This is a genomic window from Dactylosporangium sp. NPDC049140, assembly GCF_040648435.1.
This window is the reverse complement of record NZ_JBEZDS010000067.1, coordinates 21,693-48,178: the sequence shown is the minus strand read 5'-3', so window position 1 is coordinate 48,178 and position 26,486 is coordinate 21,693. Positions and strand designations below refer to the sequence as shown.

At 71.1% G+C, this 26,486-nt stretch carries 24 protein-coding genes; 13 read left to right on the top strand and 11 right to left on the bottom strand.

Going from position 1 to position 26,486, the window contains the following annotated elements:
- On the top strand, positions 1-1,077 hold a 1,077-nt coding region (locus tag AB0B76_RS53130; protein WP_360392196.1), incomplete at its 5' end, for an RHS repeat-associated core domain-containing protein.
- Between the two features lie 9 nt (positions 1,078-1,086).
- Positions 1,087-1,542: a DUF3592 domain-containing protein gene (locus tag AB0B76_RS53125; protein WP_360392193.1), complete on the top strand. Its 456-nt coding sequence runs from the start codon at positions 1,087-1,089 to the stop codon at positions 1,540-1,542.
- A 63-nt stretch (positions 1,543-1,605) separates the two neighbouring features.
- Here the strand turns inward: AB0B76_RS53125 and AB0B76_RS53120 are convergent, their stop codons facing one another.
- On the bottom strand, positions 1,606-2,511 hold the full coding sequence (locus AB0B76_RS53120; RefSeq protein ID WP_360392191.1) for a cyclase family protein: 906 nt from the start codon (positions 2,509-2,511) through the stop codon (positions 1,606-1,608).
- Between the two features lie 136 nt (positions 2,512-2,647).
- Between AB0B76_RS53120 and AB0B76_RS53115 the strand changes: the two genes are divergently transcribed.
- A complete protein-coding gene (locus tag AB0B76_RS53115; RefSeq protein WP_360392188.1) occupies positions 2,648-3,661 on the top strand; it encodes a LacI family DNA-binding transcriptional regulator in 1,014 nt (337 codons plus the stop codon).
- A gap of 7 nt (positions 3,662-3,668) precedes the next feature.
- Here the strand turns inward: AB0B76_RS53115 and AB0B76_RS53110 are convergent, their stop codons facing one another.
- Positions 3,669-3,959, bottom strand: coding sequence for a family 16 glycosylhydrolase (locus AB0B76_RS53110; protein ID WP_360392185.1), 291 nt, complete (start codon positions 3,957-3,959; stop codon positions 3,669-3,671).
- 117 nt (positions 3,960-4,076) lie between these two features.
- On the opposite strand from AB0B76_RS53110, the gene AB0B76_RS53105 reads away from it, so the two are divergent.
- Together AB0B76_RS53105 and AB0B76_RS53100 are read left to right on the top strand one after the other, a co-directional pair.
- The gene (locus AB0B76_RS53105) at positions 4,077-5,120 is read left to right on the top strand and encodes a glycosyl hydrolase (RefSeq protein WP_360392182.1); all 1,044 of its coding nucleotides are present in this window, start codon (positions 4,077-4,079) and stop codon (positions 5,118-5,120) included.
- A gap of 131 nt (positions 5,121-5,251) precedes the next feature.
- Positions 5,252-5,845, top strand: coding sequence for a hypothetical protein (locus AB0B76_RS53100; RefSeq protein ID WP_360392179.1), 594 nt, complete (start codon positions 5,252-5,254; stop codon positions 5,843-5,845).
- Between the two features lie 66 nt (positions 5,846-5,911).
- Here AB0B76_RS53100 and AB0B76_RS53095 read toward each other — a convergent pair whose 3' ends face one another.
- Together AB0B76_RS53095 and AB0B76_RS53090 are read right to left on the bottom strand one after the other, a co-directional pair.
- Positions 5,912-6,841 carry an aminoglycoside phosphotransferase family protein gene (locus tag AB0B76_RS53095; RefSeq protein WP_360392176.1) on the bottom strand — a complete coding sequence of 310 codons (930 nt, stop codon included), beginning with the start codon at positions 6,839-6,841 and terminating at the stop codon, positions 5,912-5,914.
- Entirely contained in the window at positions 6,841-7,443 is a 603-nt protein-coding gene (locus AB0B76_RS53090) for a TetR/AcrR family transcriptional regulator (protein WP_360392173.1), read from the bottom strand. Before AB0B76_RS53090 ends, AB0B76_RS53095 begins: the two co-directional genes overlap by 1 nt.
- An 85-nt stretch (positions 7,444-7,528) precedes the next feature.
- Between AB0B76_RS53090 and AB0B76_RS53085 the strand changes: the two genes are divergently transcribed.
- The gene (locus tag AB0B76_RS53085) at positions 7,529-8,443 is read left to right on the top strand and encodes an SDR family oxidoreductase (RefSeq protein ID WP_360392170.1); all 915 of its coding nucleotides are present in this window, start codon (positions 7,529-7,531) and stop codon (positions 8,441-8,443) included.
- Between the two features lie 68 nt (positions 8,444-8,511).
- Here AB0B76_RS53085 and AB0B76_RS53080 read toward each other — a convergent pair whose 3' ends face one another.
- Positions 8,512-11,037 carry an MMPL family transporter gene (locus AB0B76_RS53080; protein ID WP_360392167.1) on the bottom strand — a complete coding sequence of 842 codons (2,526 nt, stop codon included), beginning with the start codon at positions 11,035-11,037 and terminating at the stop codon, positions 8,512-8,514.
- A gap of 266 nt (positions 11,038-11,303) precedes the next feature.
- On the opposite strand from AB0B76_RS53080, the gene AB0B76_RS53075 reads away from it, so the two are divergent.
- From AB0B76_RS53075 to AB0B76_RS53060, 4 genes are all read left to right on the top strand, one after another.
- Complete coding sequence (locus tag AB0B76_RS53075; RefSeq protein WP_360392202.1) at positions 11,304-11,843, top strand: SigE family RNA polymerase sigma factor; 540 nt, start codon at positions 11,304-11,306, stop codon at positions 11,841-11,843.
- On the top strand, positions 11,836-12,588 hold the full coding sequence (locus AB0B76_RS53070) for a hypothetical protein (protein WP_360392164.1): 753 nt from the start codon (positions 11,836-11,838) through the stop codon (positions 12,586-12,588). Before AB0B76_RS53075 ends, AB0B76_RS53070 begins: the two co-directional genes overlap by 8 nt.
- Before the next feature lie 93 nt (positions 12,589-12,681).
- Positions 12,682-13,962, top strand: coding sequence for a hypothetical protein (locus tag AB0B76_RS53065; RefSeq protein ID WP_360392161.1), 1,281 nt, complete (start codon positions 12,682-12,684; stop codon positions 13,960-13,962).
- A gap of 300 nt (positions 13,963-14,262) precedes the next feature.
- Positions 14,263-14,472, top strand: a complete 210-nt coding sequence (locus AB0B76_RS53060; protein ID WP_360392158.1) for a hypothetical protein — start codon at positions 14,263-14,265, stop codon at positions 14,470-14,472.
- Between the two features lie 13 nt (positions 14,473-14,485).
- On the opposite strand, the gene AB0B76_RS53055 is transcribed toward AB0B76_RS53060, so the two are convergent.
- From AB0B76_RS53055 to AB0B76_RS53035, 5 genes are all read right to left on the bottom strand, one after another.
- Positions 14,486-14,833 (bottom strand): nuclear transport factor 2 family protein, encoded by a 348-nt coding sequence (locus AB0B76_RS53055; protein WP_360392155.1) that lies wholly within the window; start codon positions 14,831-14,833, stop codon positions 14,486-14,488.
- Between the two features lie 77 nt (positions 14,834-14,910).
- Positions 14,911-16,266, bottom strand: coding sequence for an MFS transporter (locus AB0B76_RS53050; protein WP_360392152.1), 1,356 nt, complete (start codon positions 16,264-16,266; stop codon positions 14,911-14,913).
- A gap of 50 nt (positions 16,267-16,316) precedes the next feature.
- On the bottom strand, positions 16,317-17,513 hold the full coding sequence (locus AB0B76_RS53045; protein ID WP_360392150.1) for a PLP-dependent aminotransferase family protein: 1,197 nt from the start codon (positions 17,511-17,513) through the stop codon (positions 16,317-16,319).
- The gene (locus AB0B76_RS53040; RefSeq protein WP_360392147.1) at positions 17,510-20,617 is read right to left on the bottom strand and encodes a BTAD domain-containing putative transcriptional regulator; all 3,108 of its coding nucleotides are present in this window, start codon (positions 20,615-20,617) and stop codon (positions 17,510-17,512) included. The genes AB0B76_RS53045 and AB0B76_RS53040 overlap by 4 nt, the downstream gene beginning before the upstream one ends.
- Before the next feature lie 215 nt (positions 20,618-20,832).
- Positions 20,833-24,075, bottom strand: coding sequence for an AAA family ATPase (locus AB0B76_RS53035; protein ID WP_360392145.1), 3,243 nt, complete (start codon positions 24,073-24,075; stop codon positions 20,833-20,835).
- A gap of 206 nt (positions 24,076-24,281) precedes the next feature.
- On the opposite strand from AB0B76_RS53035, the gene AB0B76_RS53030 reads away from it, so the two are divergent.
- Genes AB0B76_RS53030 through AB0B76_RS53020 form a run of 3 tightly spaced genes read left to right on the top strand, consistent with a single transcriptional unit; the run spans position 24,282 to position 26,165 of the window.
- Complete coding sequence (locus AB0B76_RS53030) at positions 24,282-24,815, top strand: cupin domain-containing protein (RefSeq protein ID WP_360392142.1); 534 nt, start codon at positions 24,282-24,284, stop codon at positions 24,813-24,815.
- 14 nt (positions 24,816-24,829) lie between these two features.
- Complete coding sequence (locus AB0B76_RS53025) at positions 24,830-25,453, top strand: hypothetical protein (protein WP_360392140.1); 624 nt, start codon at positions 24,830-24,832, stop codon at positions 25,451-25,453.
- A gap of 4 nt (positions 25,454-25,457) precedes the next feature.
- Positions 25,458-26,165 carry an alpha/beta hydrolase gene (locus AB0B76_RS53020; RefSeq protein WP_360392138.1) on the top strand — a complete coding sequence of 236 codons (708 nt, stop codon included), beginning with the start codon at positions 25,458-25,460 and terminating at the stop codon, positions 26,163-26,165.
- A gap of 79 nt (positions 26,166-26,244) precedes the next feature.
- Here AB0B76_RS53020 and AB0B76_RS53015 read toward each other — a convergent pair whose 3' ends face one another.
- The gene (locus AB0B76_RS53015) at positions 26,245-26,466 is read right to left on the bottom strand and encodes a 2TM domain-containing protein (RefSeq protein WP_360392135.1); all 222 of its coding nucleotides are present in this window, start codon (positions 26,464-26,466) and stop codon (positions 26,245-26,247) included.
- Between the last annotated feature and the right edge of the window lie 20 nt (positions 26,467-26,486).

Sequence of the window (26,486 nt, the reverse complement as noted above, 5' to 3'; positions counted from 1 at the left end):
ACCGAGACCCGGCGGTACTTCACCCCGTTCGGCGGCACCCGCGGCACGGCGCCCGGCGCCTGGGCCGACAACCGGGCCTTCGTCAACCAGCCCGCCGACCCGGCCTCGAGCCTGGACCTGCTCGGCGCCCGCAACTACGACCCGCTCACCGGACGGTTCCTGCAGCGCGACCCGGTCTTCGAGGGCAACGACCTCAACCAGATCGGCGGCTACGGCTACGCCGGCAACGATCCGGTCAACGGCAGCGACCCGGCCGGCCTCTACAACGACCACGCTCCCACCGACTCGCCCGCGTTCGAGTACCCGTGCTCCCTCACGCACCTGGAGAACTGCGGCGCACCGCACTACGGCAAGGGGGGTACCGATCCCCGCAAGAAGGTCCCCAACAACAAGCCGGGCTGCGCAATCAGCGTGGAGGGCTGCGCCAGCTGGACCAACTCCGAGGTCCCCGACCCGGGAAGCCGCCCCACGGCCAGCGGGCCGCTGGTCATGCCGGCCAACCCGAATCCCGGCCCGCCGGACACGGGCAGCCGGCCGACGGCGAGCGGGCTGCTGATCATGCCCAAGGGCGTCGTCGTCGCCCCGGGTGACGGCTCCGAAGGGGTCGTCGTCGAGGTGGAGGGCGGATGTCTCGTCATCCACGGCACGGGGATGTACCAATGCCGTTCCGCCTCGGGCCCGGGGACGATGGGAATCTGCCTGGCTGGTGGCGCCGCGGCCTGGTTCGGCGTCAGCGGGTCCGTCTGCATCGGCATCGACTCGCACGGCTGGGGCATCTGGGCGACCGGCGGGACCAGCCAGGGGGTACAGGCCGGCGCGGGCGTGTCCATTCAAGGCGTCCTGTCGGACGGCGACATCGCCGATCAGGCGGGACACTTCGACACGGTCGAGGCCGGCGGTGGGCCGGTCGCCGGCAGCTATGCCTGGGGAAGCAACGACGCCAAGCAGCCGGTCCATACATTGATGGGCGGCGTGGGGTTGTCCGACAAGGTCGGTGTGAAGGTGCCCAGCAAGGGGAGCGGCCTGGCCAGCGGGGACAGCGGCACGGTGATCTTGTTCTACCACAACGGCAGGTAGCGTACGGGCATGCAGACTCGGCGAGATCGAGGGAACCGTCGGGCGGGCCGCGTCGTGCTGCTGGTGGCGGCGGTCGTGTTCCTGGCCGCCGGGGCGGCGGCCGCCGGGCAGGCGATCGACGATGCCCGCGGCGCGACCGTCGACGCCACCGTAGTCAAGATCATGACGAATGCGCCGGGCCGCCGGGTGTACGAGGTCACGTTCGTGGACGCGACCGGGCGGACCTGCGAGTCGCGGGTGGACACGGGCTCGAACCCGCCGGCACGCGAGATCAGCGTCGGCGGCCGCTCCCGTGTGCACTATTCGGCGTCGGACCCGTGCGGCAAGGTGCGGGAGTCGATCGTCGCGCCGCCGTGGTTCTTCGTGGTCATCGCGGGGGTCTTCGTGGTCGTCTGCTCGTTCGGAGTGTGGCGGCTACGGCCGCCGAAGGCGGGTCCGGGCGGAGTCCGCTGCGGGGGTCGGTGACCGGCTGCTGATCGAGCTCCCCGGTCCGGCGGATCCCGGGCCGGGGAGCTCCGCCCGACGCCGCTACGGCAGGCGGGCGAAGGCCCGCACCGTGAACGTGCCGAAATCCTCCACCGCCGGCGGCGCGGCCGTGAACCGCGCGCCGCGGGCGGGCAGGGCGGCCAGGTTCGTGAGGTGCTCTACGACGTGGACGCCGGCCCGCAGCAGGACGCTGTGCGCCGGGCGCTCCCCGCCGCTCTCGGCATCGTCGATGTTTACCGAGTCGATGCCGACCAGCACCGCGCCGGCCTCGACGAGGTACTCGGCCGCCTCACCGGTGAGGAACGGCGCCCCGCGCCCGTACTCCGGCGTGCCGAAGTGCCGGCTCCACCCGGTGTCGAGCAGCACCGCGGCGCCGCGCACGCCCCGATCGGCGAGGGTCGCGGCCCGGATGCCGCGCGCATCGGCGCCCCACGCGTCGTGCAGGTGAAACACCTCGGCGGGCAGGTCCACGAGCGTGGCGAGGTCGAGCCGCGCGAGATCGGCCCCGTCGGCGTACCGGTGGAACGGCGCGTCGAGGTACGTGCCGGTGTTGCCGATCATCGTGATGATGTCCATCGCGAACTCGGTGCCGGCCGCGTACCGGGCACGCGAGTCCTCGCGCGTGAGGTGCGGCGCGATCGTCGGCGCGGGTAGCCCCGGATAGGTGACGAGCCCGGCCCGGATGCGGTGACTCAGATCGACAACGCGCGCAGCGACAGGCGCCGTCTCGACTCCCCGGCTACCCCGGTGCGTCTCCTCGACGATTTCAAGATCCCGCAGGTGTACCGATCCAACGAGCGCGAGCCCGAGATGCCGCACGAGCAGCGCGCCGATGGCCGCCTCGGACAGGTCCGGCGCGGGCAGGTCGAGCCGGAACCCCTCACCGGCCAGCGAACCGCCGTTGGCAAATGCAATGTCGAAGCCGAAGTGGGCCCGGTACTCGGTCATGATCGCATTCTCGCACCGCCGCGCGCGCCGCTCTCCCCGATCTGCGTAGGACCCGCACGTCCGGCCCCGGCGGGCAGCTTTACAGGTCCGCGCGGGGCTACCTACCATGGCGGGACCGCGAGCGGAGGTACCACACATGCCGTCACCGGTGCCGTCTCGACCGCCGACCCTCGATGAGGTCGCCGAGCGCGCCCGTGTTTCCCGCACCGTCGCCTCCCGGGTCATCAACAACGGCCCCAACGTGAGCCGCGCCAAGCGGGACGCGGTCGAGAAGGCGATCCGGGAGCTCGGGTTCACCCCCAACCGCAGCGCGCGGGCGCTCGCCACCCGCCAGACCGGCGTCGTCGTGCTGGCGGTCTCCGGCGACGGGCCCGAGGTGTTCGGTGACCCGTTCTTCGCGCAGGTCATCGTCGGCGCGTCCGCCGCGCTGGAGAAGACCGACCTGCACCTCATGCTCAGCCTGGCCACGAACGACCACGGCCAGCGGCGGTTGCGGAACTTCCTGCAGACCCGCGGGGCCGACGGCGTGATGCTTGTCGCGACGCGCGGCGCCGACCCCCTGGTCGACATCGCCGCCAAGTCCGGCCTGCCGACGGTGTTCGTCGGCCTGCCGGTGCACGGGACGCCTCCCTACTACGTCGACGTCGACAACGCCGGCGGTTCACGGACGGCGACCGAGCACCTGATCCGCGGCGGCCGCCGCCGCATCGCGATGATCGCCGGGCCCGAGGACACCGCCGTGGGCCGGGAACGTCTTCGCGGCTATGCGGAGGCGCTGCTCCTGGCCGGCCTCGAGCCGTACGCCACCGCCCCCGGCGACTTCATGGAGGCCGGCGGGGTCGAGGCCATGCGCGCGCTGCTGGGCGCGCGACCGGACCTCGACGCCGTGGTCGCCGCCAACGACAACATGGCGGCCGGGGCCATGCGGGTGCTGCGCGACGCCGGCCGCACGGTCCCCGGCGACGTGGCCGTGGTGGGCTTCGACGACATGCCGATCGCGCTGCACACCGACCCGAAGCTCACCACCATGCACCAGCCGGTGCAGTCGCTGGGCCGCGAGGCCGCCCGCATGCTGGTCGAGCTGCTGGACGGCGCCCAACCGGCGTCGCTCATCCTGCCCACGCGGATCGTCGTGCGGGAATCGGCCTGACCGGGTTTCAGTAGCTGGTGTACCGCGCCCAGTCGTAGGTGGCGGTCAGCGCGTCGCTGGGCCCGGTGTAGGTGAAGAACGAGGTCACGGTGCCGGGGTTCTTGACGGCCTTCAGCCGCGTCTCGAAACGCCCGTAGGAGAACAGGTCGTTGCTGCGGTACTCGCCGGAGGCGTAGGGCTTGCCGGAGCAGCCGCTCGGGCACGACTGGTTGTCCAGGTACCTCCAGATTTGGAAGCGCTTCCAGTCGCCAATCCAGTGACGCCGATGAAGGGTGGGATGTCGGCGCCTGCGTGTCAAGGCCTCTTTACGTCGAGGGCATCGATCGTTTAGCTTGGGGACTGGAAGCGCTACCAATCGCCGCCGTCTATCGACGGACCGCCGGGAGAGCGCTCTCATCATCGACAAGGAGGCAACATGCGGATGCGAACGCTGCTGTGTGCGGCGGCCGCCGCCGTCGCGCTGGTGGTGTCCGGCACCGGCACCGCCGCCGCGGCCGGAGCCGGCCGGGACACGCCGCCGACGCGCTACCTGGGCATGTTCCGGGAGGAGGATCCCACCACGATCGCCGCCAATGTCAGAAGCCTCTACGGTGTCACCCCCGCCAGCGTGATGTGGTTCGACAGCTGGGGGAGCGGCCGCCCCTTCCCGGTGACGGAGGCCAAGACGCTCTGGCGCCACGGCATCATGCCGCACTACACCTGGGAACCGTGGGACACCGCCCTCGGCCCGAACGACCCCGGGCAGATCCACCTGCGGGACGTCATCGACGGCTCGTGGGACGGCTACATCACGGCCCGCGCCAGGGAGTTCGCCGCCGTGGGCATGCCGATCCTGGTCCGCTGGGGCCACGAGTTCAACGGCAACTGGTACCCGTGGGGCATCGCGAACAACAACGCCGACCCGACCCTGTACGTGCGGGCGTACCGCCACGTGCACGACCTCGTCGCCGCCGCCGGCGCGCGCAACGTGCAATGGGTGTGGGCCTTCAACAACGGCTCGTCACCGGACGCGCCCTACAACGACCCGGCGGCCGCCTACCCCGGCGACGCCTACGTCGACTGGGTTGGCATCGACGGGTACAACTGGGGATTCGGCCCTTCGTGGGACCCGGCGGTCGACCACTGGACAACCTTCGACCAGACCTTCGCCGCCGCCTACGCCAAGGCCCGCACCGTCGCGCCGAACCGCCCGGTGATGATCGGCGAGTTCGCGTCGACCGAGGACGGCGGCGACAAGGCCCAGTGGCTCAGGGACATGAACACGACGCTGCGGTCGGGCGCGTACCCCGAGCTCAAGCTGCTCACCTACTTCGACCTGACCAAGGAGGAGGCGTGGTCGCCGGGCTCGTCGCCGGCCGCGCTCGCCGCCTTCACGTGCTGGGCCCGGCAGCGGTACATGCACGGGCGGGGCGACGAGCTGGCCCGCATCGCCGCGCATCCGAGCTCCGCCGGTGGATAAGAGCGGGATAAGAATCGCCAATGCCAGGTGTACGCCAGGTCCGTGCCAGGACCCTGCCAGGAACGGTCCCGACTCTGTGATTTCGTGAGCGCGGGCAGTGAGCCGGCGCCGGGGATGGCGAGGAGTTCGGTATGTCGGTGAAGGCGATTCGGCGGGTTGGTCTGGCGGCGGCCGGGGTGGTGGGCGCGGGCGTGTTCGTGTTCGGGGCGGCGTCGCTGGCCAGTGCGGAGACGGCCGCCCCGGCGCCGAGCGCCTCGGCGAGCACCGGATCGGGCGGCCACGGTCGCGGCGGCGGGGCGGCCGACACGGCGGTGACCGGCGACGAGCTGGCGAAGGTGACCGCGGCGATGAAGGCCAAGGATTCGGCGGTCACGGTGACGGCCGTGCGCAAGGACCCGGACGGCTCGTACGACGTGCTGGGCACGAAGGACGGCGCGAAGGTGTTCTACGACGTCAGCGCCGACCTGAAGACCGTCACCCAGGCCGCGGGCGGGCGGGGCGGCCGCGGCGGCCACGACATGGGCACGGCGGTGACCGGCGACGAGCTCGCGAAGGTGACCGCGGCGATGAAGACCAAGGACGCGGCGGTCACCGTGGACAGCGTCCGGAAGGGCGCCGACGGCACGTATCACGTGCTCGGCACGAAGGACGGCGCCCGGGTCGTCTACCACGCCCCGGCCGACCTGCAGACGTTCACGCTCGACACGCACGGCCCGACGAAGTAAGGACGAGGGGTGCGGGTGTGCGCCCGGCTCGAGGCGCACACCGCACCGGTTCTTGCAGGGGCAGGGTCACCGGTACCTGAGCAGCTCCTGCAGTTCCGGAAGCCGGCCGAACAGGACGGGGAGGCCGCGCACGCCGTTGCGTGCGGACTCGTGCGACAGCGCGAGGTCAGGGCCGGTGCCCGCCTCGACACCGGCGAGGCAGCGCAGGATGTTCCACCTCGTGTGCCCCAGCCAGCCATCGATCATGAACACGAACCAGCTCGGACCCCACGGCGGCGGCGCTCCGCCCCCTGCGACGTAGCCGTCGAGGACCGAGCGGAAGACGGCGGGCCGAATGTCGTCGAAGCCCGGCCCCTTCGCGAGGCTCAGCGCGGTCGAGCCGAGCTCACCGGACAGGTCGAGCATCCCCGAGAGCTCCCAGTCCAGCACCACCGGCCGGCCCTCATGGGCGAGCAGGTTCCACGGTTGGATGTCCTTGTGGGTCAGCACGACCGGGCCCGGTCGCTCGCAGGTGTCGACGAAGTGGGCGATCGCGAGGAACGTCTCGACCTGGGCGGTGAGTTCGGCGGCCCAGGGCTGTCCGGTCGCCGTCGCCCGCTCGGCGAGCTCGGGCCAGTCCCGTGACGCCGGGTCCTCGGTCGAGTCGTCGGTCCACTCCACGTCGAGCGCGTGGATGCGCGCGAGAATCTCACCGATCTCGAACGCGTACGCCGCTGGTACCGGTGCCTCGGGAATCTTTTCGCCTTCGACCCATCGATGAACGAGTGTGTGGTCACTCACCGAGATCGGCTCTGGCATCGCGATGCCGGCGGCGAAGGCCGCCCGCTCGAACCTGAACACGTCCTCGGCCCGGTAGGCCGAGCGGCGATCGAGGAGGTTCATCTCCTTCACCGCGAACGACCCCTGATCGGTGTCGAGCCGGTACAGCCGGTTGGCGAACCCGCCGTGGACGCGGGTCATCGGACCGATCGGCGCGCCGAGGTGGGCAAGGTCCACTACACGGAACCTAGGGCCGGCAGCGTCTTCTCGCCGGTGGTGGGTGCGGAAATGCCGTTCATGAAGATGTCGAGCAGCCGGGCGGCCTGTTCGCTGCTGCTGGTGATCGGGGCCACCGTGAAGATGCCGATGAGGCCGGCCGCGACGTCCTCGGAGGTGGCGTGCGCGCCGATGTCGCCGGCGGCGCGGCCGGCGGCGAGGATCTTGTCGATGGCGGCCAGCAGTTCGGTGCGGGTGTGCGCAGAGCCGAGCTGCTTGTTGTTGATCATGGCGCGCAGGGTGTCGATCATGCCGTTCTTGGTGGCCAGCCACTCGCTGAACAGGTCCATCCAGCGGCGCATGGCCTGCGCGGGCGGGTGGGCGGCGAGAAGGTGCTCCGCGCCATCGGTCAGGCGACGCACCTGGTCCTGGTAAACGGCCTCGACCAACGCCTCGCGGGTGGGGAAGTGCCGGAACAGCGTGCCGATGCCGACCCCGGCCTCGCGGGCTATCAGCCGCAGCGAGGGCTCGCCGCCGGCCCCGGCCGCGACGAACAGCCTCGTCGCCACCTCGATGAGCGCCTGACGGTTGCGCGCCGCGTCGCTGCGAACGGGTTGGGACACCACGTCACTCTAGCGGAGCACGCTCCGGTTGTGTAACGTCGCCGACGAAACGGAACGCGCTCCAATTAGCTTGCGGAGAACTACCATGCATGTGTTCCTCACCGGAGGGTCCGGCCTGACCGGTCCCGCTGTCGTGTCGGAGCTGCTGTCCGCGGGTCACCGGGTTACCGGGCTGGCCCGCTCGACCGCCTCGGCGGATCGCCTGGCCCAGCTGGGAGCGGAGCCTTTCGCCGGCTCGCTCGACGATCTCGACCGGCTGCGCATCGGCGCGGCCGCCGCCGACGGTGTGGTGCACATGGCCGCCGGCGGCGAGCCCGGCGACTGGGCCGGAATCACCAGACGTGACGTCAACGCGATCGAGACGCTGGGAGCCGCGTTGGCCGGTACCGGCAAACCGTTCGTATCGACGTCCGGAACGATGGTCATGACTCCGGGCCGCGTGAGCGAGGAGACCGACGCCCCCGACGGCGATGCGTTCGCCGCGTATCGGATCCCCGGCGAGCGGAGCTGCCTGGGCTACGCCGATCGGGGAGTGCGCGCCAGCGTGATCCGTCTCGCCCCGACGGTGCACGGTCCGGGCGACTACGGGTTCGTCGCGATGCTTGTCGCGACCGCCCGCAGGACCGGCGTGTCGGCCTACATCGGGGACGGGGCCAACCGATGGCCCGCGGTCCACCGACTCGACGCGGCCACCCTGTTCCGGCTCGCGCTGGAGAAGGCGCCGGCCGGAACCGCGCTGCATGGAACGGCGGAGAGCGGCGTCCCGCTGCGGGACATCGCCGAGAAGATCGGCCGCACGCTCGACCTGCCCGTGGTGCCGGTCGGGGTGGACGAGGCCCCGTCGCATTTCGGGAGCGCGCCCCTGGCCGCCGTGTTCGCCGCCGACGTCCCGGTCTCCAGCGCGCGCACCCGCGAGCTGCTCGGCTGGACGCCGAGCCACCACACGCTGCTCGAAGACCTCGAACACGGCGACTACTTCGCCGCCGCGGAAGCTCGCTGAGCCGTTGGTGCGCGCGGTGCGGGGCGCCGCTCCGAGTTCGGGAGAACGGCGCCCCGCCGGGTGTACCGCTAGGAGCGAACCAGCTCGCGGGCCGGTTCCGCCGCCGGCTGCGGCCGGGCGTTGGCGGCGCGGATGTAGCGGGGCAGCAGGAACGGGTCGGTCAGCCAGCCGAGCGCGAGGAGCCCGACCGTGCCCAGGTACGTCCAGCCCCAGCGCTTGCGGCCGAGGTAGAAATGGTGCGCCCCGAAGAGCCCGAGCAGAAGCCACCAGGTGTACGCCACCAGCAGCGACTTGCCCCGCCGCCCCTCCGCCACCGGCGCCGGCTCAACCGGCTCGACCGGCGCAACCCGGACCGCCGCGGGGGCGACCGCCGCAACCCGGACCGGTGCGGGGCCGACCGGCGCAACCCGGACCGGCGCCGCCTCGGCGGCCGCGATCTCGGGCTCGTCCAGCACCGTCTCCCTGAGGCCGATGAAGCCGTGCAGGCGCCGCAGCCAGGCCGGGGCCCACCAGTTCGCCCGGCCCAGCAGCGTCATCGTCGCCGGGACCAGCACGCACCGGACCAGCGTCGCGTCCACCGCGACCGCCACCGCCAGCCCGAGGCCGATCTGCTGCACCCCGCCCATCTCGCCGGTCACGAAGCAGCCGAACACGATCACCATGAGCAGCGCCGCCGACGTGATGATCCGGCCCGAGTGCTGCAGCCCGCGGCGGACGGCCACATCGGTGGGGAAGCCCTTGTCGGTGTACTCCTTGATCCGGCCCAGCAGGAAGACCTCGTAGTCCATCGAGAGCCCGAACGCGAACGCGAAGACGCTCACCACCGTGAACGGGCTCAGCCCGCCGACGGTCAGCACCCCGAGCGGCCCGGCCAGGAACCCGTGCTGGAAGACGGCGGTCAGCACCCCGAACGTGGCCCCCAGGGACAGCAGGTTCATGAGGACGGCCTTCAGCGGTACCACCACCGAGCCCGTCATGGCGAACAGCAGCACGACCATCGCCAGCAGCGTCACGCCGAGGGCCAGCGGCAGCCGGTCGGTGATCTGGCCGACCACGTCGGCGACGAAGGCACCGCTGCCGGTCACCCAGGACTCGCCGCCGCCGGGGCGGTCGGCCCGGATCCGCTCGACGAGGTCCTGGGCGGCCGGTCCCTCGGGGTCGCCGGTGGCCTCGAAGCCGATGGTGGCCAGGCCGTTGCCGGCGTCCTCGGCCGGGTGGACCAGGGCGACGCCGGGCGTGCCGTCGAACCGGGCCGCCCAGGCGTCGAGATCGGCCGGGCCGGTGTGGGCGACGACGATGACGGCCGGGGCCGCGCTCTGCCCGTAGTTGCCGGTCAGCTCGTGCTCGACCTGCACCGACTCCATCTTCGGCGGCAGCGCGCCGAGGTCGTCGAGGTGGATGCTGGTGCCGAGGGCGGGCAGCGCGACGGCGACGAGGGCGGCGCCGCCCAGGACGGTGGTGAGTACCGGCCGGCGCTGCACGATGCGGGCCAGCCCGGCGAAGAACCCCGACTCGGCGGCCCGGCGAGCGGCCCGCTTCGACGGCTTGATGCGCTTGCGGGCCAGGCCGATCAGCGCGGCGGTGAAGGTAAGCGACACCAGCATGGCGGCGATGGCCACCGAGATCCCGGCCGCGCCCAGGGCGGACAGGCCGGTGATGCCGAACAGCAGGAGGCCGCTCAGGGCGGCGGCGACGGTGAGGGCGCTGAACGCGATCGTCCGCCCCGCCGTGGCCCAGGCCCGGCTCACGGCGACCGTGGGGTCGTGGCCGGCGGCGAGCTCCTCCCGGTACCGCGCGACGAGCAGCAGGCCGTAGTCGATGGACAGCCCCAGCCCGAGCAGCGTGACGATCGTGACCGCGTTCGAGTCGAGCTCGGTGAACTTCGTGAACACGAGAAGCATCGTCATCGAGAAGGCGATCGACACGATCGCGGCCAGCACCGGCATGCCGGCCGCGATGATGCCCCCGAAGATGAACACCAGCACGACCAGGGTGATCGGCAGCGACATCGACTCGGCTTTGGACAGGTCCGCACCGGCCTGCGCGTTGGCCTGCTGGTTGAGCACCGGCCCACCACCGACCCGGATGCGGGCGCCGGGCTGTCCGTCGCCGCGCAGCGTCGCGGCCCCGGAATGCAGGGCGTCGGTGAGCGCGGTCGCCGCGGTGTCCTGGGCCTCGTCGCTGAGGTTGGCCAGGGTGACCTGGATCAGCAGGCCGCGGTGATCCTTGGCGATCAGCCCCGCCGCCTGCTCGGCCGGCAGACCGTCATCGAAGGGCGTCACCACCTGGTGCACCCCGTCGATCCCGCGCAACTTCCCGGCCAGGGCCAGCACGTCGGCACGCACCGGCGCCGCCGCCGGATCGATCCCGTCGACGACACCGATCACGGTGTCGCCCTGCGTCGACTGCGTGGCCAGCACGTTCTGCCCCCGGAAGGACTCCATCGTCTTGGGAGCGTTGTTCGCGGCGAGCGCGTCGAAGACCGGCCCGGCCGCGAGGACGCCGAGTATCACGGCGGCGAGCCACAGTCCGAGCACCCCCCACCGGTGCTGGAAGCACCACTGCCCGATGCGCGCGATGAACCCGTGAGCCATAGCCATCCCCTTAGCCGAAGCGACCCGTATCAACGGGTTTCAGCCTCGTCACCGCGGAGCCCCGGCACACTGCCGCCGACCACCGAGTCGGCCATGGCGCCAGCCCCCGCCCGGCTACGGGGGACAGCCCTACCCCGACGCCGGCTCCGTCCTGAGCGCAGAATCGGCGTGGCCGAGTGCAACGCTTCGTACCCCTCAGGCGTGTAGTGGCGGGCGCCTCGGCCGTGAGCGCGGCGCGCGGGGGAGGAATGCGTACTGTGATCACACTGCCGGGCCGCGCCGGGGGTCCAGTACCGCGGCCGGGGACACCGGGCACCCTGGCCGACTTCAGCGAATTTTACGCGGCGAATTTCCACTCGCTGGTCGTGCAGCTCCTCGCGCAGACCGGCGACCTGGCCGAGGCGCAGGACGTGGTGCAGGAGGCGTTCTGCCGGGCGTTGGACCGCTGGTCGCGACTGGCGACGTACGACGACCCGGCGGCGTGGATTCGCCGGGTGGCCTGGAACCTGGCGACGAGCCGCTGGCGCCGCGTGCGCTCGGCGATGACCTTCGCGCGGCGGCAGCGTGACGAGCCGGTGCCGGGTCCGAGCCCCGATCGGGTCGCGCTGGTCGCGGCGATCGCGAAACTGTCACCGCAGCAGCAGCGGGTCATTGTGTTGTACTACGTGGCCGACTTGACGGTGCCCGCGATCGCCGCGGAGCTGACCGTTGCCGAAGGTACCGTCAAATCCTGGCTTTCTCGGGCACGAGCGGCGCTCGCCGCCGAGCTCGGCGACTCCGGCATGGAGGCGGGCGCCGATGTCTAGCCGCGATCCGCTCGTTTCCCGATTCGCGGCACTGCGCGCGGAAGTACCGTCGACCGCGCCCGGTGTGGAGGCCGCACGCCGCACCGTCGCGACCCGGCGCCGACGCCGGCTGGTGGGCGCGGTCGCCGCGCTGGTGCTCGCGACGTCGGGCGTCGCCGTGGTCGTGGCCCGCGCGAGCGGCACTCCCCAGATGGCCACCACGCCGAGCCCGTCGGTATCGACCTCCATCGAGCCGTCTCCGGCGACGTCGAGCCGGCCGCCGGGGCCCGGGGCCGGGGCCGGCGGATCATCGGTCACCGGCTCGCCGACCAGCGCACCGGGACGGTCGACGGCGTCGTCGTCGCCGTCGTGCGTGCCGACCATGAACGCCAACGTGACCGGGGTCGTGGGCTTCGATATCGACGTGAGTCTGGCGCCGGCCAAACCGAGGTGCCCAAATGAACGGCTGCGCGTGTTCTGGGCGTCCTACACCATCGACGAGGCGGACGTCCAGCACCTGTTCCGGTCGGGCACTTCCTACCTCGACCCGGCCAACCCCACCGTGCACTTCGCGGCCGTCATGCCGACCCAGTGCCTGGGGAGGACCCTGTACGTCGCGGAGGGGCCGGCGGTGATTCCCGGCACCATCACCACCGGGACGGACATGATGAAGGTCGACCCGTTCCGGGTGCCGCGGCCCGGCATCGGGAACTTCCTGTGGGCGAGCGACCGGGTCGCCTGCCCGAGTCCGGCGCCGAGCGGGTAGCGCCGTTGCGGTACGGGCGCAACGATCCGGCCGAGCCGGGCGTGTTGTGGGTGCCTGCCGACGCGGCAGGGTCCCTCATGTACGAGGAGTCCGATGAACAGCACCTGGCACAGGCGTCGATTCATCAGCCTGGCAATGGCCGCGGGGGTCGTCGCCGGCGGGTTCGTAGCGCTCGACGCCGCCCCTGCGGTCGCGTACACGCAGGTCGGTGTCGGCGCCACCACGTGGGCGTACACCGATGCACGGCAGCCGTTGCAAACCCACGTGAACGAGGCGGTCGACGCTCCGGTCGGCGTCTGGCGCGACAGTGCGGGCAGGACGCATCTTTCCCGGTCCTACTTCACGTTCGACATCTCGTCGTTCGCCGGTGCGACCGTACCGGCGGCCGAGATCGTCACCTCGGAGAAGTCGGCCAACGACTGCACCGCGGAGCCCGCCGTCGAGCTGCGCCGGACCGCCGGCTTCACGGCGCCGACGTGGCGGCGCCCGCCGGCCGAGTCGGGCCTGGTGGACGGTACGCCCAGCACGGAAGGCTGCCCGTCGTGGCGGGACGCCTGGGATGTCCGGGACACCCTCGTCGCCGCGCTGGCCGCAGGCCGCTCCACCGTCACCCTGGAGCTGCGGGTTCCGCAACGCCTGGAGGCCAACCCACGCTACGGCCGCACGTTCGACCACGCGGTGAAGCTGATCGTGCAGTACAACCGGGCGCCTCGGGTACCCACCGGCCTGAGCGTCGACAGCCAACTCTGCGGGTCCGCGCCCTACTACCTCGGCTCGCCGCAGCCCGGGCTCAGCGCCGCCGACTCCGACCCCGACGGGGATTCGGGCTCGAGCGACGAGATGGTCAGCGTGACCTTCGCCATCGCGCCGGTGAGCGACCCGACCCGGCGCACCGAGTTGAGTACCATTCCCGGTCCGCCCCGGACCAACGCATCCGTGACCGTACCGGACGGGGTGTTCTCCGACGGCCAGACCTACCAGATCACCGCCCGGGCCGTCGATGACGACGCCGCGGTCTCGGGGTGGAGCGAGCCGTGCACGGTCGTCGCCGACTTCGTGCCGCCGGCCAACCCGCCGCTGGTGTCCTCCGTCCAGTATCCACCCGGGTTCGTGCTCCCGGGCTCCGGTGGACCGGGCATCCCGGGCCAGTTCACCTTCTCCGCGAACGGTGAGACCGACATCGTCGGGTACCTCTGGGGCGAGCTCAGTCCCACCGAGTTCGCCGGGGCCGACGCGCTCGGCGGCTCCGCGACGATCACCTGGACGCCGCAGTCGTCCGGTCCGAAACGGATGTTCGTGGTGAGCGTCGACCGGGCCGGCCACCGCTCACCACAGGTCATCTACCAGTTCCTCGTCAAGAGCGCGTCGGCCTGAGCCGGGGCTTCCCGCAGTCCCAGGCCGACACCGGGCCGGCCTGGGACTTCCGGAGGAGCGCCAGTCCTTCCAGACCACGTCGGAGCCTTCGCGAACGATCGTTACGTACAGACCACCGCAGCACCCCTCGGTGCAAAACGCCTCGGCGAGCCGGACCTCCTTGGGTTCGGCCGTGGCCCTGAGCCGCCCGCTGTAGACGAGCCGTTCCGGCTCCTCGGCGGGGCCCTTGTCGAACGCGGCCGCGACGATCGGCACCCTCCCTGCCACCTGCCGACGAGCGAGCACGAGAGCGGAGTGCGGGTGCAGGAGAACTGGTTGGTCATCCTGGCGGAGGCGGCCGCCGTCGGCATCTTCGCCTATGCCGTGGGAGCGGTGGGTCTCATGCGTTTGCCGACCGCTTCCCAGCGAGTCTGGGGAGCGCTCGGCGGGGTCGCCGCCGAGTGCGAGCTGCGCCGGCAGACGTCGGTCCCGAGCGTGCCGGGCATTGATACGCCGGAGGTGGCGCGGTGATCGCGCGGCGGGTTCAGCACGGGACGCGGTCGAGGAAGCCGTGCACCGCGGCGACGTGGCCGTCGTGGATGACGGCGACGTCGAAACCGATGGCGATCGGCTCGGCGTCCGGGTGGCCCAGGTGCCAGGTGAACCGGGCCAGGTCATGGTGCGCGTCCACCGGTCCGCCGAGGCGGAACACCAGGCCCGGGAACTGCTGCTGGACCGCGCCCACGAGGGCGTCGATCTGGTCCCGGCCGGCGACCTGGGCCAGAGGGTCGGTGTAGGTGCCGTCCTGCGCCCAAACCTGGTCGATCAGGCCGCGGCGGGAGTTCGGGTCGGTCTCGTTCCAGATGGCGAGGTACTTCTCGATCAGCTCCATGCCGGAGACGCTACGAAGAACCGGGCCGGCCGGAATCGGTATGACTTAGGTAATCCCTGCTGGGATGCCGGGCGGCGTTACTCCAGTGCGTTTTCCCGGACGACGGTACGCGGCGCCGTGGCGTGGGCGCGTTCGTCCAAGGTGTACCGGCGTTGCACCGCGATGGCGATCGTCATGAGTACCGCCGGCACGAGGGTGAAGCCGTAGCGAATGGCCGTCAGCGCGCCGGAAGACTGGGTGACGTGCTCGCCCGCGGTACTGGCCACGAACCCGCCCGCAGCCAGGCAGGCCGAGTACACGTACGGCCCCAACGCGCCGCCGGTGGCCTCGGCGGCGGTCCATACGCCGGTGTAACTGCCCGCGCTGGCGGTACCGGCCGGCCCGGCGGCGGCGACGACGTCGGGCACCATCGACAGCGGCATCAGCTGCATCGCGGCGAACGCGACGCCGAGCACGGTTACGGCGGCGATCAGCAGCGGCAGGCCGGCCGCGGCGCCCAGAGCCAGCACCAGCGAGCCGGCCACGAACGCGGCCTGGGCCGCGAGGAGGCTTCGCTGCTTGCCGAAACGCCGGGCCACCAGTACCCACAGCGGCGTGGCCAGAACCGCCGGCGCCATGAACGCCGCGATGAGCACGGTCGTGAGCGCGGCGCGGCCCAGCTCGTACTCGGCGAAGTACGGCATGGCGGCCAGTACCAGGTTCATCGTGATCGCGACGGTCAGATATGACGCGGTCAGCGCACGGAACTGCCGGTCGCGCAGCGCGACAAGCAGCCCGCCGCGGTGCCCGGGCTCGGCCGGGGTGCCCGGCGCGGCCCGGTGGAGGCGGGCGACGCCGGTGATGCCGGTCAGCATCGCCGCAAGCATGGCCGCGCCGAGCAGCAGGGCCATCCTCGTGTAGTCGCCGACGCCGGGGTCGTCGCCGGCGACCAGCGGCGCGGCTACGCCGGCGAGCAGGACGCTCACGGTGATCACGACATTGCGGTAGCCCATGAGGCGGGTCCGCTCGTGGTAGCCGATGCCCAGGTCGGCCGGTGTGGCGAGGTAGGAAACCTGGTAGCACGAGTAGAGCAGGTTGCCGGCGACCAGCGCCACCGAGACCCATATCGCGGCGGTCGTCCCGGTCAGGTCCGACGGCACGGCGAACATGGCCACGAAGGCGACCACCACGACGCAGCCGGCCAGCATCAGGCGCCGGCGGTGGCCGCTGCCGGCCAGGTTGGCGTCGGAGAGCCGCCCAACCCACGGGTGCACCACGATATCGGCGACGTTCGGCACCAGCAGCGCCAGGCCGGCCGCGTGCGGCGGCACGGCCAGGACGTCGGTCAGGAAGTACAGCAGGAAGATGCCGGGCACGGTGACCCAGATGCCCATGCCGACCGAACCGGCGGCGAACGGGACGAGCGCGCGGAGGGGGAGCCGAACGTCGGTCATGAGTGCCTCCCGGGAATCCACCATGGGGACTGCCTTTCGCGCATGTGTCCTCAGAAGGCCAGAGCCAGCCGGCGTACGGCTTCCCGCAGCTCTTCGGGAGTGCGGTCGCTGTAGGCGAACCGGAGGTGCCGGGTCGAAGACCGCAGCCCCGGGTCCGCCGCGAAGAACTCGCCCGGCTGGTAGATCACGCCGCGGGCGGCCGCCCGCTGGAACAGCGCGGCGGGGTCCACGGCGTCGTCGGTGAGCCGCGGCCAGAGGAACAGCCCGCCTTCGGGGGCCACGACCTGGAGGGCGCCCGGGAGTTGTTCCCGCAGGGCGGCGATCAGTACACCAGCGCGTTCTCGGTACAGCGCGGTCGCGCTGCGTACGATCCGGTCGAACCATTGGGCGTCGTCGGTGAGCAGCCGTTCGACGATCGCCTGGGTCACCGAGGATGTGTGTACGTCGAGGCGGTTGCGCAGCCGGATCACGGGGTCCACGAGGTGGTCCGGCAGCACCAGCCAGCCCACGCGCCAGCCGGGGCCGAGGGTCTTGGTGAAGGTGTTGACGTGGATCGCCCGGTCCGACTGGTTGAAGACCGCGACGCCTTGGTCCTGGCCGGCGAAGCGCAGTTCACGGTACGGGTTGTCGACGATCACGTAGAAGCCGTACCGCTCGGCGAGGTCGACAAGTGCCCGCCGCTTCGGCGCCGAGAGGCTGACCTGGGCGGGGTTGTGGAAGTCGGGCACCGTGTACGCCGCGGCGATCCGGGCGCCGGCGGCGAGCTGCCGGGCGAGGTGTTCGACATCGAAGCCGTCGGCCAGGACCGGTACCGGCAGGATCCGCTTCGTCGATACCTCCAGGGCCCACAGGAATCCCGGGAACACCGGATCGTCGACGGCGACGGTGGCACCGCGCTCGACGACGGTCAGCACCGCCAATGCCAGGCCGTGCATGCCGCCGTTCGTCACCACGATCCGGCTCGGGTCGACGCCCTCCCGTTTCGCAATCCAGTCGCGTAGCGCGGCGGAACCGTGCGCCGGCGAATACTGCAGGCATGCGACCGCGGCGTCGGCGTCCGGCCACAGCTGCGCCGATGCCCGGCGGATCGCCTCGACCGGCAGGGCCTCGGGCGCAGGAATCCCCCCGAGCAGGCGAATCGTTCCGGGGACGGGTGCGGCCAGGCTGGCGTCGACGAAGCCCTTCGGCGCCGAGAGCCCACGGGCCAGGGTCGTCAGCCCGGGCTGTTCCTCAGGTCCTGCGGTCATGTATCGCCTCCAAGTTCCGCGAGGAATCGTTCGGCGCGCCGCGCGAACAGGTGCGCCTCACATGCGGTGGATTGCGTGTAGGCGAGCTCGGCGGCGGTCCGGACAGCGGTGAGGGGTGCACCGCGGGCCTGCAGCAGGCGCGCCTTCAGCAGCAGGAGCAGCCCTTCGGCGTATCGCTGGCCGTAGCTCCACACCGCCTGGTCGGCCCGGTCGAGAGCGGCGTCGGCCCGGTCGGGCGACCCGGCGGCCAGCCACATCTCGGCGATCAATGCGTAGTGGTAGGCGATGCCCCACTGCGGTGGATGGAGCAGGTTGGCGACCAGGAGGGCCTCGGCCTCGGCCGCCGCGCCGGCCGGATCCTCGCCGGTGAGGGCACGTGCCCAACACCAGCTCTGCCGGATGTAGTGGTCGATCTGGGCGCGAAGACGGGCGAGGCCGGTGGCGACCCAGCGCTCGCCGGCTCGCCGTGCCGGCGCAGGGTCCCCGGCCATGGAAGCGATCATGGTCGTGTAGTAGACCCAGACCGAGGCCGCGTACGGATCGCCCGGGGTGTCCCAAGTGTCGACGAAAGCCAGCGCGGCATCGACGTCACCGTGCAGCGCGGTCATGACGGCCCGCCAGCCGGGCCCTTCCCCGGGAATGCTGCCATCCCGCCGGAGTGGTGTCTCCTCGTCCAGGGCGGCGGTGACGTCCTCCTCGGCGAAGGACCGGTACGCCTCGCCGATGTTGCCGACGTCCCACTGATGCAGGCCCCAGGCCTGCCGGCCGTAGCGTCGGACGGCGGGATCGGGGGACACCTGACCGAGCTCGTGCATTCGGCGGGCCAACTGCCCACGGCCCTTCTCGATGGAGGTGTACGCACCCATCAGACGGATGAAGAGGAAGTCGGCCGCCTCCGCCTCCCGACCGAGGGTGCGGGCCAGGTACTCGGCCCGCTCCAGCAGATCGAATGTCGAGGCGTCGTACCCCGACTGCCGTCTGACGACGATGGCGAGCAGCGTGAGGGCGGAGAACTCCAGCTCCATGAGTCCTGACGCCCGGGCGGCCTGTACGGCGGAGCGCAACTGCCGATTGGCGGACTCGAACGCAAGTTTGGCTGCGGCGCGGCGCCCGGCACGGATCAGCGCCTCCGCGACGCGTACGGGCTCGGCGAGGGGGCCGGCGGCCCACAGGTGGTACGCGAGGCGTTCGGCGACGTCGTCATCGTCGGCATGGATCTGTTCGAGCGCGTCCGCGACACGTAGATGCAGGTGGGTGACCTGCTGTGTCGTTGCGGTCTCGGAAACGGCCTCGCGAACCAGGTCGTGCGCGAAGCGGAGCGAGGACGGGTCCTGCGGCCCGGATTCGAGCAGCCCGAGCGTATGCAGCGGTTCCAGGCGATGGAGGCAGTCCGCGACGCCGACACCGGTGGCGCGGGACAGCAGCCTGAGATCGACGTCGCGGCCGATGAGCGCGGCCACGTGCAGCAGGTCGCGGGCGCGTTCGTCAAGCCCGGCCATTCGGTCGCGGACGACGTCATGGACGGTGGACGGCACCCCGGCCGATACGGACGTTTCGCCGTCGCCGATCGCGCCGGCCTCGCTGAGGAGCCGGGACAGTTCGCGGACGAAGAACGGGTTGCCCGAGGTACGGGCGTGGATGGCGCGGGCCACGGCGTCGCCGGGATCCTGGCCGGCCTCGTGGCGGATGAGTTCGGCCACGTCGGCCAGGCCGAGCGGGCCGAGCCGGAACCTCCGGTGACCGGGCCGCCGGCTGACGGCGGCCAGCACCCGGGAGAGGTTCGAGCTGACTGTGGGCGCGCGGTCGCGCAGCGCGCCGATGATCGCGGTGCCCTGGGGCAGCCGCCCGGCCAGGTGATGCAACAACTGCAGGGATGCGGCGTCGGCCCATTGGAGATCGTCAAGGATCAGGAGCGTCGGCCGCCGCGCCGAGGCTTGTCCGACGAGGGCGACGACCTGCTCGAACAGCCGGAACTGGGCGTTGCCGTCGGGAAGGTCCCGGGTCACGTCGTCCCGCGCGGCAAGGAGGCTTCCCAGCTCGCCGGTGAGCCACTGCTTGCTCGCCGGAGCGGGCAAACTGGACACGATCGTGCCCAGCGCCTGCTCCCACGGCCACATCGCCGGTGTCCCGTCGCCCTCCAGGCAGGAGCCCCAGGCGATGATTGCGCCAAGCCGGCCCGCCACGGCGGCGGCCTCCTCCAGCAGGCGGGTCTTGCCCGCGCCGGGCTCGCCTTCGACAACGCCGATCGCGGTGTGGCCGGCGGCTGCGTGCTCGACAATGCGCCGCAGCGTGGCGAGCTCCTCGATCCGGCCGATCAAGGTGGCCGCTGTACCCCGCCCGGCCTCCTCGTCCGCCGCCCGCACCAGCAGCGACGCTGCGGGCTGCACCAGAACCCGCCGCTGGGCTTCCTCCAGCGCCGGACCCGGGTCGATGCCCAGCTCGTCGGCGAGCCGGTCGCGGACCTGACGAAACAATGCCAGCGCCTCCGCCTGGCGTCCGGTCGCGCCGAGAACACCGACGAGACCGGCCAGCACGGGCTCATTGAACGGTGCCATCGAGGCGGCCAGTTGCAAGGCTGCGAGCACCCGCTCCGGTTGGCCCGTCGACATGGCGAGCTCCGCCGCCGCCGTGCAAGCGTCGTAGAACTCGTTGTCCAGTGCGGCGAAGACCGTCGTGGCGATCGTCCCGTCGGCGTTGCCGTCGCCCGCCGGGCCACGCCAGAGCCCGATCGCTCCGACGTAATGATCGAGCGCCACCTCGTGATGGTGCCGGGCCAGCGCGGCCCTCGCGGCATCGACGAGTTCCCGGAAGGCGACGAGGTCCAGCGTGGCGGGGCCGGCGGCGAAGAGATAGGAATTGCCGCGACGGTGAATGAACGAGCCGGTTTCGCGTACGGGTAGCAGAGGCTCGAGCAGCCGTCGCAACGCGCCGATGTACTTGTGCAGAACGTTCAAGGCGCTGGAGGGGACGTCATCGCCCCAGATCAGGTCGATCAACTCGCTCGCGCTGGTCGGCCGGCCGGTGCGGGCCAGCAGCAGAGCCAGGAGGTATGCCTGCTGCCGAGGCCCGGCGTCCAGTTCCACACCGTCGCGCCAGATTCGCAACGGACCGAGAATCTGCAGATACGGTGCGGATCCCTCAGCCGGCTCGTCTTCACCGCCGGACGGAGCTGCAAGGACTGGCACCGCTACGCTTTGACGCGGGTAGGCATTACAGGTCCCCTTGGGTCGACGTACAAGGAGACCAAGGCTAGTGACAGGCACTGAATGAAAACTTGACGCCGACTGAACCTGGACGGCGGGCATCCACGCAGGTCAGGCTAGCCGTGCTCCGTGTGCGGGCCCCGTATGTGCTCGTCGCCGCGGCCGGGGAGTTCGGCGAGCAGGCCGCCGGCGCGCGCCGCGAAGAGCAGGGCCCCACGCTCCTGCGAAACGCTGAGCGCTCGATAGGCCGCTTGCCGGGCGGACCGGACGTCGCCGCCGGCTCGGAATGCCTTCGCGCGGATGAGGAGCACCAGTCCCTCGGCATACCGTTCGCCGTATCTGTCGATGAACGCCTCGGCCTTGTCCAGCGCGGCCATGGCGGCGACGGGGTCGTCGCCACCCAGCCGAACCTCGGCCAGCAGCGCGTACCAGGTGGCCAGGTTCGATCGCGGTGGGTCGACAAGTGTGGTTTCAATGATGCGCTGCATCTCCGCGGCGGCCGCAACCGGATCGCCGCCGGACATGGCCGCCGCCCAGTGCCTTGCGAGCCGCGGGTAGCTGCCCGAGAAGGTGAAGGAGAAGTCCGGATCAGCGTCGATGGCCGTCTCGGCCGCCCGTAGCGCCCAGGCGGGGTCTCCCGCGGCCGCTGCCGCGGTGACAGCAAATGAGCCCCAGATGCTGAGGGCATAGGGATCCTCGCCGGCGTCGAGCTCCACCCTGTCGAAAAGTTCACGCGCGGCGACCAGGTCGCCGTGCAGCGCGGTGTTCAGCGCGAGCATGACCGGCGTCATCATCTGCAGCCGGTGTCGCAGCGGCTCGGCGTCCCGCTGGGCCCGGATGAGCACGTCGGATCGGCTGAGGTTCCGGTAGGCCTCCCCGATGTTGCCCGTGCTCCACTGGTGGACTCCCCACGCATGATGGCCGGAAGCCTCGACCACGGGGTCCGAGGAGTGCCGGCCATGATTCAGCAGCCGGCGGGCGAGACGCCCGGCCGCCTCGAGTTGGATGCCCTGGGCGTAAGCCAGGAACTGGGTGAAGAGGAAGCCGGTAGCCTCCCGGTCGTGGCCGAGCGACCGAGCCACCTCCTCGGCCCGGTTCAGATGGTCCATGGTGGCGCCGACGAAGCCGGTGTGGATGCCGGCAATGGCCGTCAACTCGGTCAGCGCGGTCAGCTCGAGGTCGAGGAGTCCGGCACCGCGCGCGATGCGGCTCGCGGTATTGAGGTCCTTCTCCGCCGATTCATAGGCCGATCGTGTTGCCGCAATGCGTCCCGCCACAACGAGTGCTTGCGCGGTCTGTTTCGGCTCGGCGAGCGGCCCCGCCGCGCACAGATGGTGGGCCAGTGCCTCACCGTGGCGTTCGGCCGGTTCCTGGTTCTGCGCGAGCGCGGCGGCGATCTGCAGATGGAACCGGCCCGCATCTGATCGCGTCGCCGAGCGCGCCACCGCCTCGCGGACGAGATCGTGTACGAACCGCCAGTCGCCCAGGGAGCCGGACGCCGTCTCGACCAGGCCGAGGGCTTCGAGCACCTCCAGGCGAGCAAGGCACTGCGGTACGTCGAGGCCGGACGCGCTCGCCAGCAGGCGGACGTCGATGTCGCGGCCGATCAGGGCCGCGATTTCGATGAGGCGGCGGTCTCGGTCGTCGAGCACGCTCATCCGGTCGCGGACAATGTCCCGCACCGTCGACGGGACGGCAGCCTGGGCGGCGGCCTGGTCGGACAGGTGGTTCTCCTCGGCGAGGAATCTCGCGAGCTCGCGTACGAACAGCGGGTTGCCTTCGGTGCGGGCCTGGATGCTTCGGGCGACGGCGGGGCTGGGCGCTCTTCCGGTCTCCTGGCGGACCAGCTCGGCGACATCGGCCGGTTCGAGAGGACCGAGAACGATGCGTCGATGGTGCTCCAGCCGCGCGACCGCCGCCAGCATGCGCTGCACGTGTTGGCCGGGTACCGGGGCATGGCCGCGGAAGGTGCCCATCAGCACGCTCCTGAGCGGTAGCGACTCGGCCAGGTGGGCGAACAGCTGCAGCGAGGCCTGATCTGCCCAGTGGAGGTCGTCCACGACCACGACCAAGGGCCGCCGAGCGGCGGCCGCGCTGCACAATGCGACGATCTGGCCGTACATGTGGAACTGCGCTCTGGCATCCGGCCGTGCCGGGACGTCGACCCCGCGGGCCGGGTGCTCCAGCAGGTCGCCGAGTCCGGCCGTCCAGCGTGCCTGCTCGTCCTCCGGCAGTACCGAAATCAAGGCCTCGGCAATCCGGATCCAAGGCCACATCGACGGCGCCCCTTCACCGGCCTGGCATCGGCCCCAGAAGGTGAGCGCACCGTTCGCGGCGGCTTCGCCGGTGATTTCGGCGAGCAGACGGGTCTTGCCGACTCCCGGAGGTCCTTCGATGAGTAGGACCTGCGCCCGGGTGGAGCCGGCCGAGTCGACGGCTTGACGGAGGATTGCCAGTTCCTCGTGCCGGCCCACGAGACGATCGGACCCGCGGCCGGGACCTTCCCGCGCAGCGAACTCCAGCGCGGAGCGCGGCGCAGCCACCGGCCCGACCTGTCGAAGAGCTTGCCGGTGCGCCTCGCGGAGCACGGGACCGGGATCGATGCCGAGCTCGTCGGCCAGCCGGCTCCGTACCGTGTCGAACACCGACAGTGCCTCCGGCTGCTGCCCCGACGCCACCAGTGTGGTCATGAGCGTCGCCTGGATCATTTCGTCGAAGGGCGCGATCCAAGCGGCCAGCCGTACCGGCTGCAAGATGCGTCTGGCCTGACCGCCCGGCACCGCGACACGAACGGCCTCGACGCAGGCGTCGAGCAACTCCTGGTTGGCCGAGGCGAACAGCCGGCCGGCGGTCGCGCTGAGGGGCAGCCCGTCGCCCGCGGGCCCTCGCCACAGCGACAGCGCCTGGTCGTACGCGTCGACGCAATCCTCGCGCCGGCCTACCTCCAGTGCGTTGCGGGCGACGCCGAGGAGCTGGCGGAACTCGGCCAGGTCGAGCGTCACTCGGCTGACATCGAACTGATAGCCGCCGCTGCGCCGGCGAAGGTAGGAGCCGGGGTCCCGGTTCGAGAGGTTCGGTTCGAGCAGCCGTCGCAGCGCCCCGACATATTTCTGCACGATGTTCAATGCCGAGGCGGGCATGCCGTCGCCCCAGACGAGGTCGATGAGCTCCGCCGCGCTGACTGGCCGGCCGGCGTGCATCAGCAGCAGGGTCAGCAGGTACGTCTGCTGCGGCGGTCCGGTATCGACCTCGACGCCGTCACGCCACATCCGCAAGGGACCGAGGACCTGGAAGGCGAGCGAAGCGGGGCCGCCCTCCGGATCGGCCCCGGCGCTCGGACGGGCGCCGGACTCAGCCATCGAACCCTTCCTGGGATGGATCGTTGATCAAATCCTACGCGCCGGCCTCGGCCGGGTTTGACCGCTTTGTTCGGTCGAGAGCGAGCCAGTCGGCGCCTTGACGGACTTTACGGGCAGTGGAGCACGGCCCGAAGACCGTCCACTCCGCGTCAAGTGGAGGGCGCCAGTCTCTCCCCATGAGCCCAACGCAACCGTTCCGGAGAATCGTGACCGGCCATGACGCGTCCGGCCGAGCGGTGATCACGCAGGACGCGGCGCCGACGCGCGTGGTTGAGATCGGCGGGTCCGGTGGCCCGATCTTCTACGAGGTATGGAATACACGCGAGACGCCGGCCGTCATCGACCGGCAGTCGGGTGAGCCGGCGGAGGACGGTCTGATCCTCGGACCTCCCGAGCGTGGTACTCGAATCCGGGTGATCGACTTCCCTCCGGAGGACGACCGCATCAGAAACCTGACGGGGGCCGAGGCGGCCGAGAAGTTCGGGGAGATGGGCGGCGCCGATGCCGCGCGGTCCGCCGCCGGCGCACCGCATCCGTTGATGCACCGCACGCAGACGATCGACTACGGGATCGTCATCGAGGGCGAGCTCACGCTGGTTCTCGACGATGGTGAGACCACCGCCCGCACCGGAGACATCGTGATTCAGCGGGGCACCAACCACGCATGGGCGAACCGGTCGGCGACGAACTGCCGGGTTGCCTTCGTACTCATCGCCGGCCAGTACACCGACGGACTCTGAGGCGGAGGCACCGCATGCGTATTCGACCCATCCCGCCCGACGAGCTCAACCCTCGACTCCGCGAGGTGCATGACGGCATCGCCGGCCTCGTCACCGAAGAGCAGGGCCGCGTCGTCATCCTCGACGACGACGGCGCGCTCGTCGGGCCGTTCGCGGCGATGCTGCACTTCCCTACGTTCGGGGTTCCGGCTCTGTTCCTGCAGCGGGCGGTCGCGGCCGAGGCTCGCCTCGACCCGATCGTTCGCGAGGTGGCGATCCTCACCGTCGGCGGCGCCTACGGAGCTCGATACCTGCTGTACGCGCACGAGCAGACGGCCGACGGGGTCGGTCTTGCGGCGGCGCAGATCGCGACCCTGGCGGTCGGCGGGCGACCCTCCGGGCTGAGTGACGAACAGGCCATCGCCCACGACGTCGCGATGGCGTTGACCTCCGGGCGCATCCTGCCGGACTCCACATACGACCGGGCCACGCAACTGCTGGGTCGTGACGGGGTCGGCGAGCTGGTGTTCCTCATCGGCAGCTACTGCCTCATCGCGATGGTGCTGAACTGCTTCGACGTACCGGTCCCGGATCAGGGCCAGTCAAACGTCAAACACGAAAATCCGGCCGGCCGGAGAGGGGAAGTCCACAATGGATGAAAAGGTGAAACCGACGATCGTGCTGGTGCACGGCGCATTCGCCGACAGCAGCGGCTTCGATGCGATCATCCGTCGGCTGCTGGCCGGCGGATATCCGGTGCTCGCCGCACCGAACCCGTTGCGCGGAATTGCCGCCGACGCGGCCGGCGTGCGGGCGCTGCTGGACAGCGTCGAGGGACCGATCGTGCTGGTCGGGCACTCCTACGGCGGGGCTGTCGTCTCCGCGGCCGCGGCCGCGAGCCGGCAGGTGCGCGCTCTGGTCTACCTCGCGGCGTTCGTGCCGGACACGGGGGAGGCCGTTGGAGAACTGGTCGCCCGGTTCCCGGGCAGCACCGTGAACGAGTCGCTCAAGGCGGTGCCGTTGCCCGACGGACAGGTCGACCTGTACATCGATCCGCGGGCCTACCACGACCGGTTCGCGGCCGACGTGCCGGCCGCGGACGCCGCCGTGTACGCGATTACCCAGCGCCCGGCCGGCGCGGCCGCGTTCTCCGAGCCGGCGGCCGGTGTGCCGGCGTGGGCAACGATTCCGAGTTACCACCTCATCGGCGCGGCCGACCAGATCATCCCGCCGGAGGCCCAGCAGTTCATGGCCAAGCGGGCCGGCGCCGTCGTGCAGGTCATCGAGGGCGCTTCGCATCTGCTGTTCGTGTCACACCCGGACGCCACGGTCGCCTTCATCGAGCAGGCCGCCCGGGAGACCGCCGGCTGAGCGCTCCGCTCGGCATTTGAAGTGGTGCCGCCGGCTCGCATGCGCCGGCGGCACCGCTTTGTAACAGCGCTGTGGGTGATCACCACCGGTGGCTGACCCGGGACCGGGGCGGTGCGCCGGCCAGCAGCAGGTGGAAGGCCAACCCGATGCCCCAGGCGAGGATCGACCACAGGGGCCAGAAGAAGTGGTCGGGCGTGTACAGCCACCACACCACGACCTGGATCACGTTGGCCACGAGGTAGCACAGCAGATGAATTCGCTTACCCCACTTGATTTGCGCGCCGCTCTTCGTCGATGTCATGCCGGCGACGCTAGGTCGGC

What these genes read in the sequence shown, in the direction of transcription:
- AB0B76_RS53120 (WP_360392191.1), bottom strand. Translation starts at nt 2,511, where the DNA reads ATGACCGAGTACCGGGCCCACTTCGGCTTCGACATTGCATTTGCCAAC.
- AB0B76_RS53115 (WP_360392188.1), top strand. Translation starts at nt 2,648, where the DNA reads ATGCCGTCACCGGTGCCGTCTCGACCGCCGACCCTCGATGAGGTCGCC.
- AB0B76_RS53065 (WP_360392161.1), top strand. Translation starts at nt 12,682, where the DNA reads ATGAACAGCACCTGGCACAGGCGTCGATTCATCAGCCTGGCAATGGCC.
- AB0B76_RS53100 (WP_360392179.1), top strand. Translation starts at nt 5,252, where the DNA reads ATGTCGGTGAAGGCGATTCGGCGGGTTGGTCTGGCGGCGGCCGGGGTG.
- AB0B76_RS53015 (WP_360392135.1), bottom strand. Translation starts at nt 26,466, where the DNA reads ATGACATCGACGAAGAGCGGCGCGCAAATCAAGTGGGGTAAGCGAATT.
- AB0B76_RS53125 (WP_360392193.1), top strand. Translation starts at nt 1,087, where the DNA reads ATGCAGACTCGGCGAGATCGAGGGAACCGTCGGGCGGGCCGCGTCGTG.
- AB0B76_RS53070 (WP_360392164.1), top strand. Translation starts at nt 11,836, where the DNA reads ATGTCTAGCCGCGATCCGCTCGTTTCCCGATTCGCGGCACTGCGCGCG.
- AB0B76_RS53035 (WP_360392145.1), bottom strand. Translation starts at nt 24,075, where the DNA reads ATGGCTGAGTCCGGCGCCCGTCCGAGCGCCGGGGCCGATCCGGAGGGC.
- AB0B76_RS53055 (WP_360392155.1), bottom strand. Translation starts at nt 14,833, where the DNA reads ATGGAGCTGATCGAGAAGTACCTCGCCATCTGGAACGAGACCGACCCG.
- AB0B76_RS53025 (WP_360392140.1), top strand. Translation starts at nt 24,830, where the DNA reads ATGCGTATTCGACCCATCCCGCCCGACGAGCTCAACCCTCGACTCCGC.
- AB0B76_RS53105 (WP_360392182.1), top strand. Translation starts at nt 4,077, where the DNA reads ATGCGGATGCGAACGCTGCTGTGTGCGGCGGCCGCCGCCGTCGCGCTG.
- AB0B76_RS53045 (WP_360392150.1), bottom strand. Translation starts at nt 17,513, where the DNA reads ATGACCGCAGGACCTGAGGAACAGCCCGGGCTGACGACCCTGGCCCGT.
- AB0B76_RS53050 (WP_360392152.1), bottom strand. Translation starts at nt 16,266, where the DNA reads ATGACCGACGTTCGGCTCCCCCTCCGCGCGCTCGTCCCGTTCGCCGCC.
- AB0B76_RS53085 (WP_360392170.1), top strand. Translation starts at nt 7,529, where the DNA reads ATGCATGTGTTCCTCACCGGAGGGTCCGGCCTGACCGGTCCCGCTGTC.
- AB0B76_RS53080 (WP_360392167.1), bottom strand. Translation starts at nt 11,037, where the DNA reads ATGGCTCACGGGTTCATCGCGCGCATCGGGCAGTGGTGCTTCCAGCAC.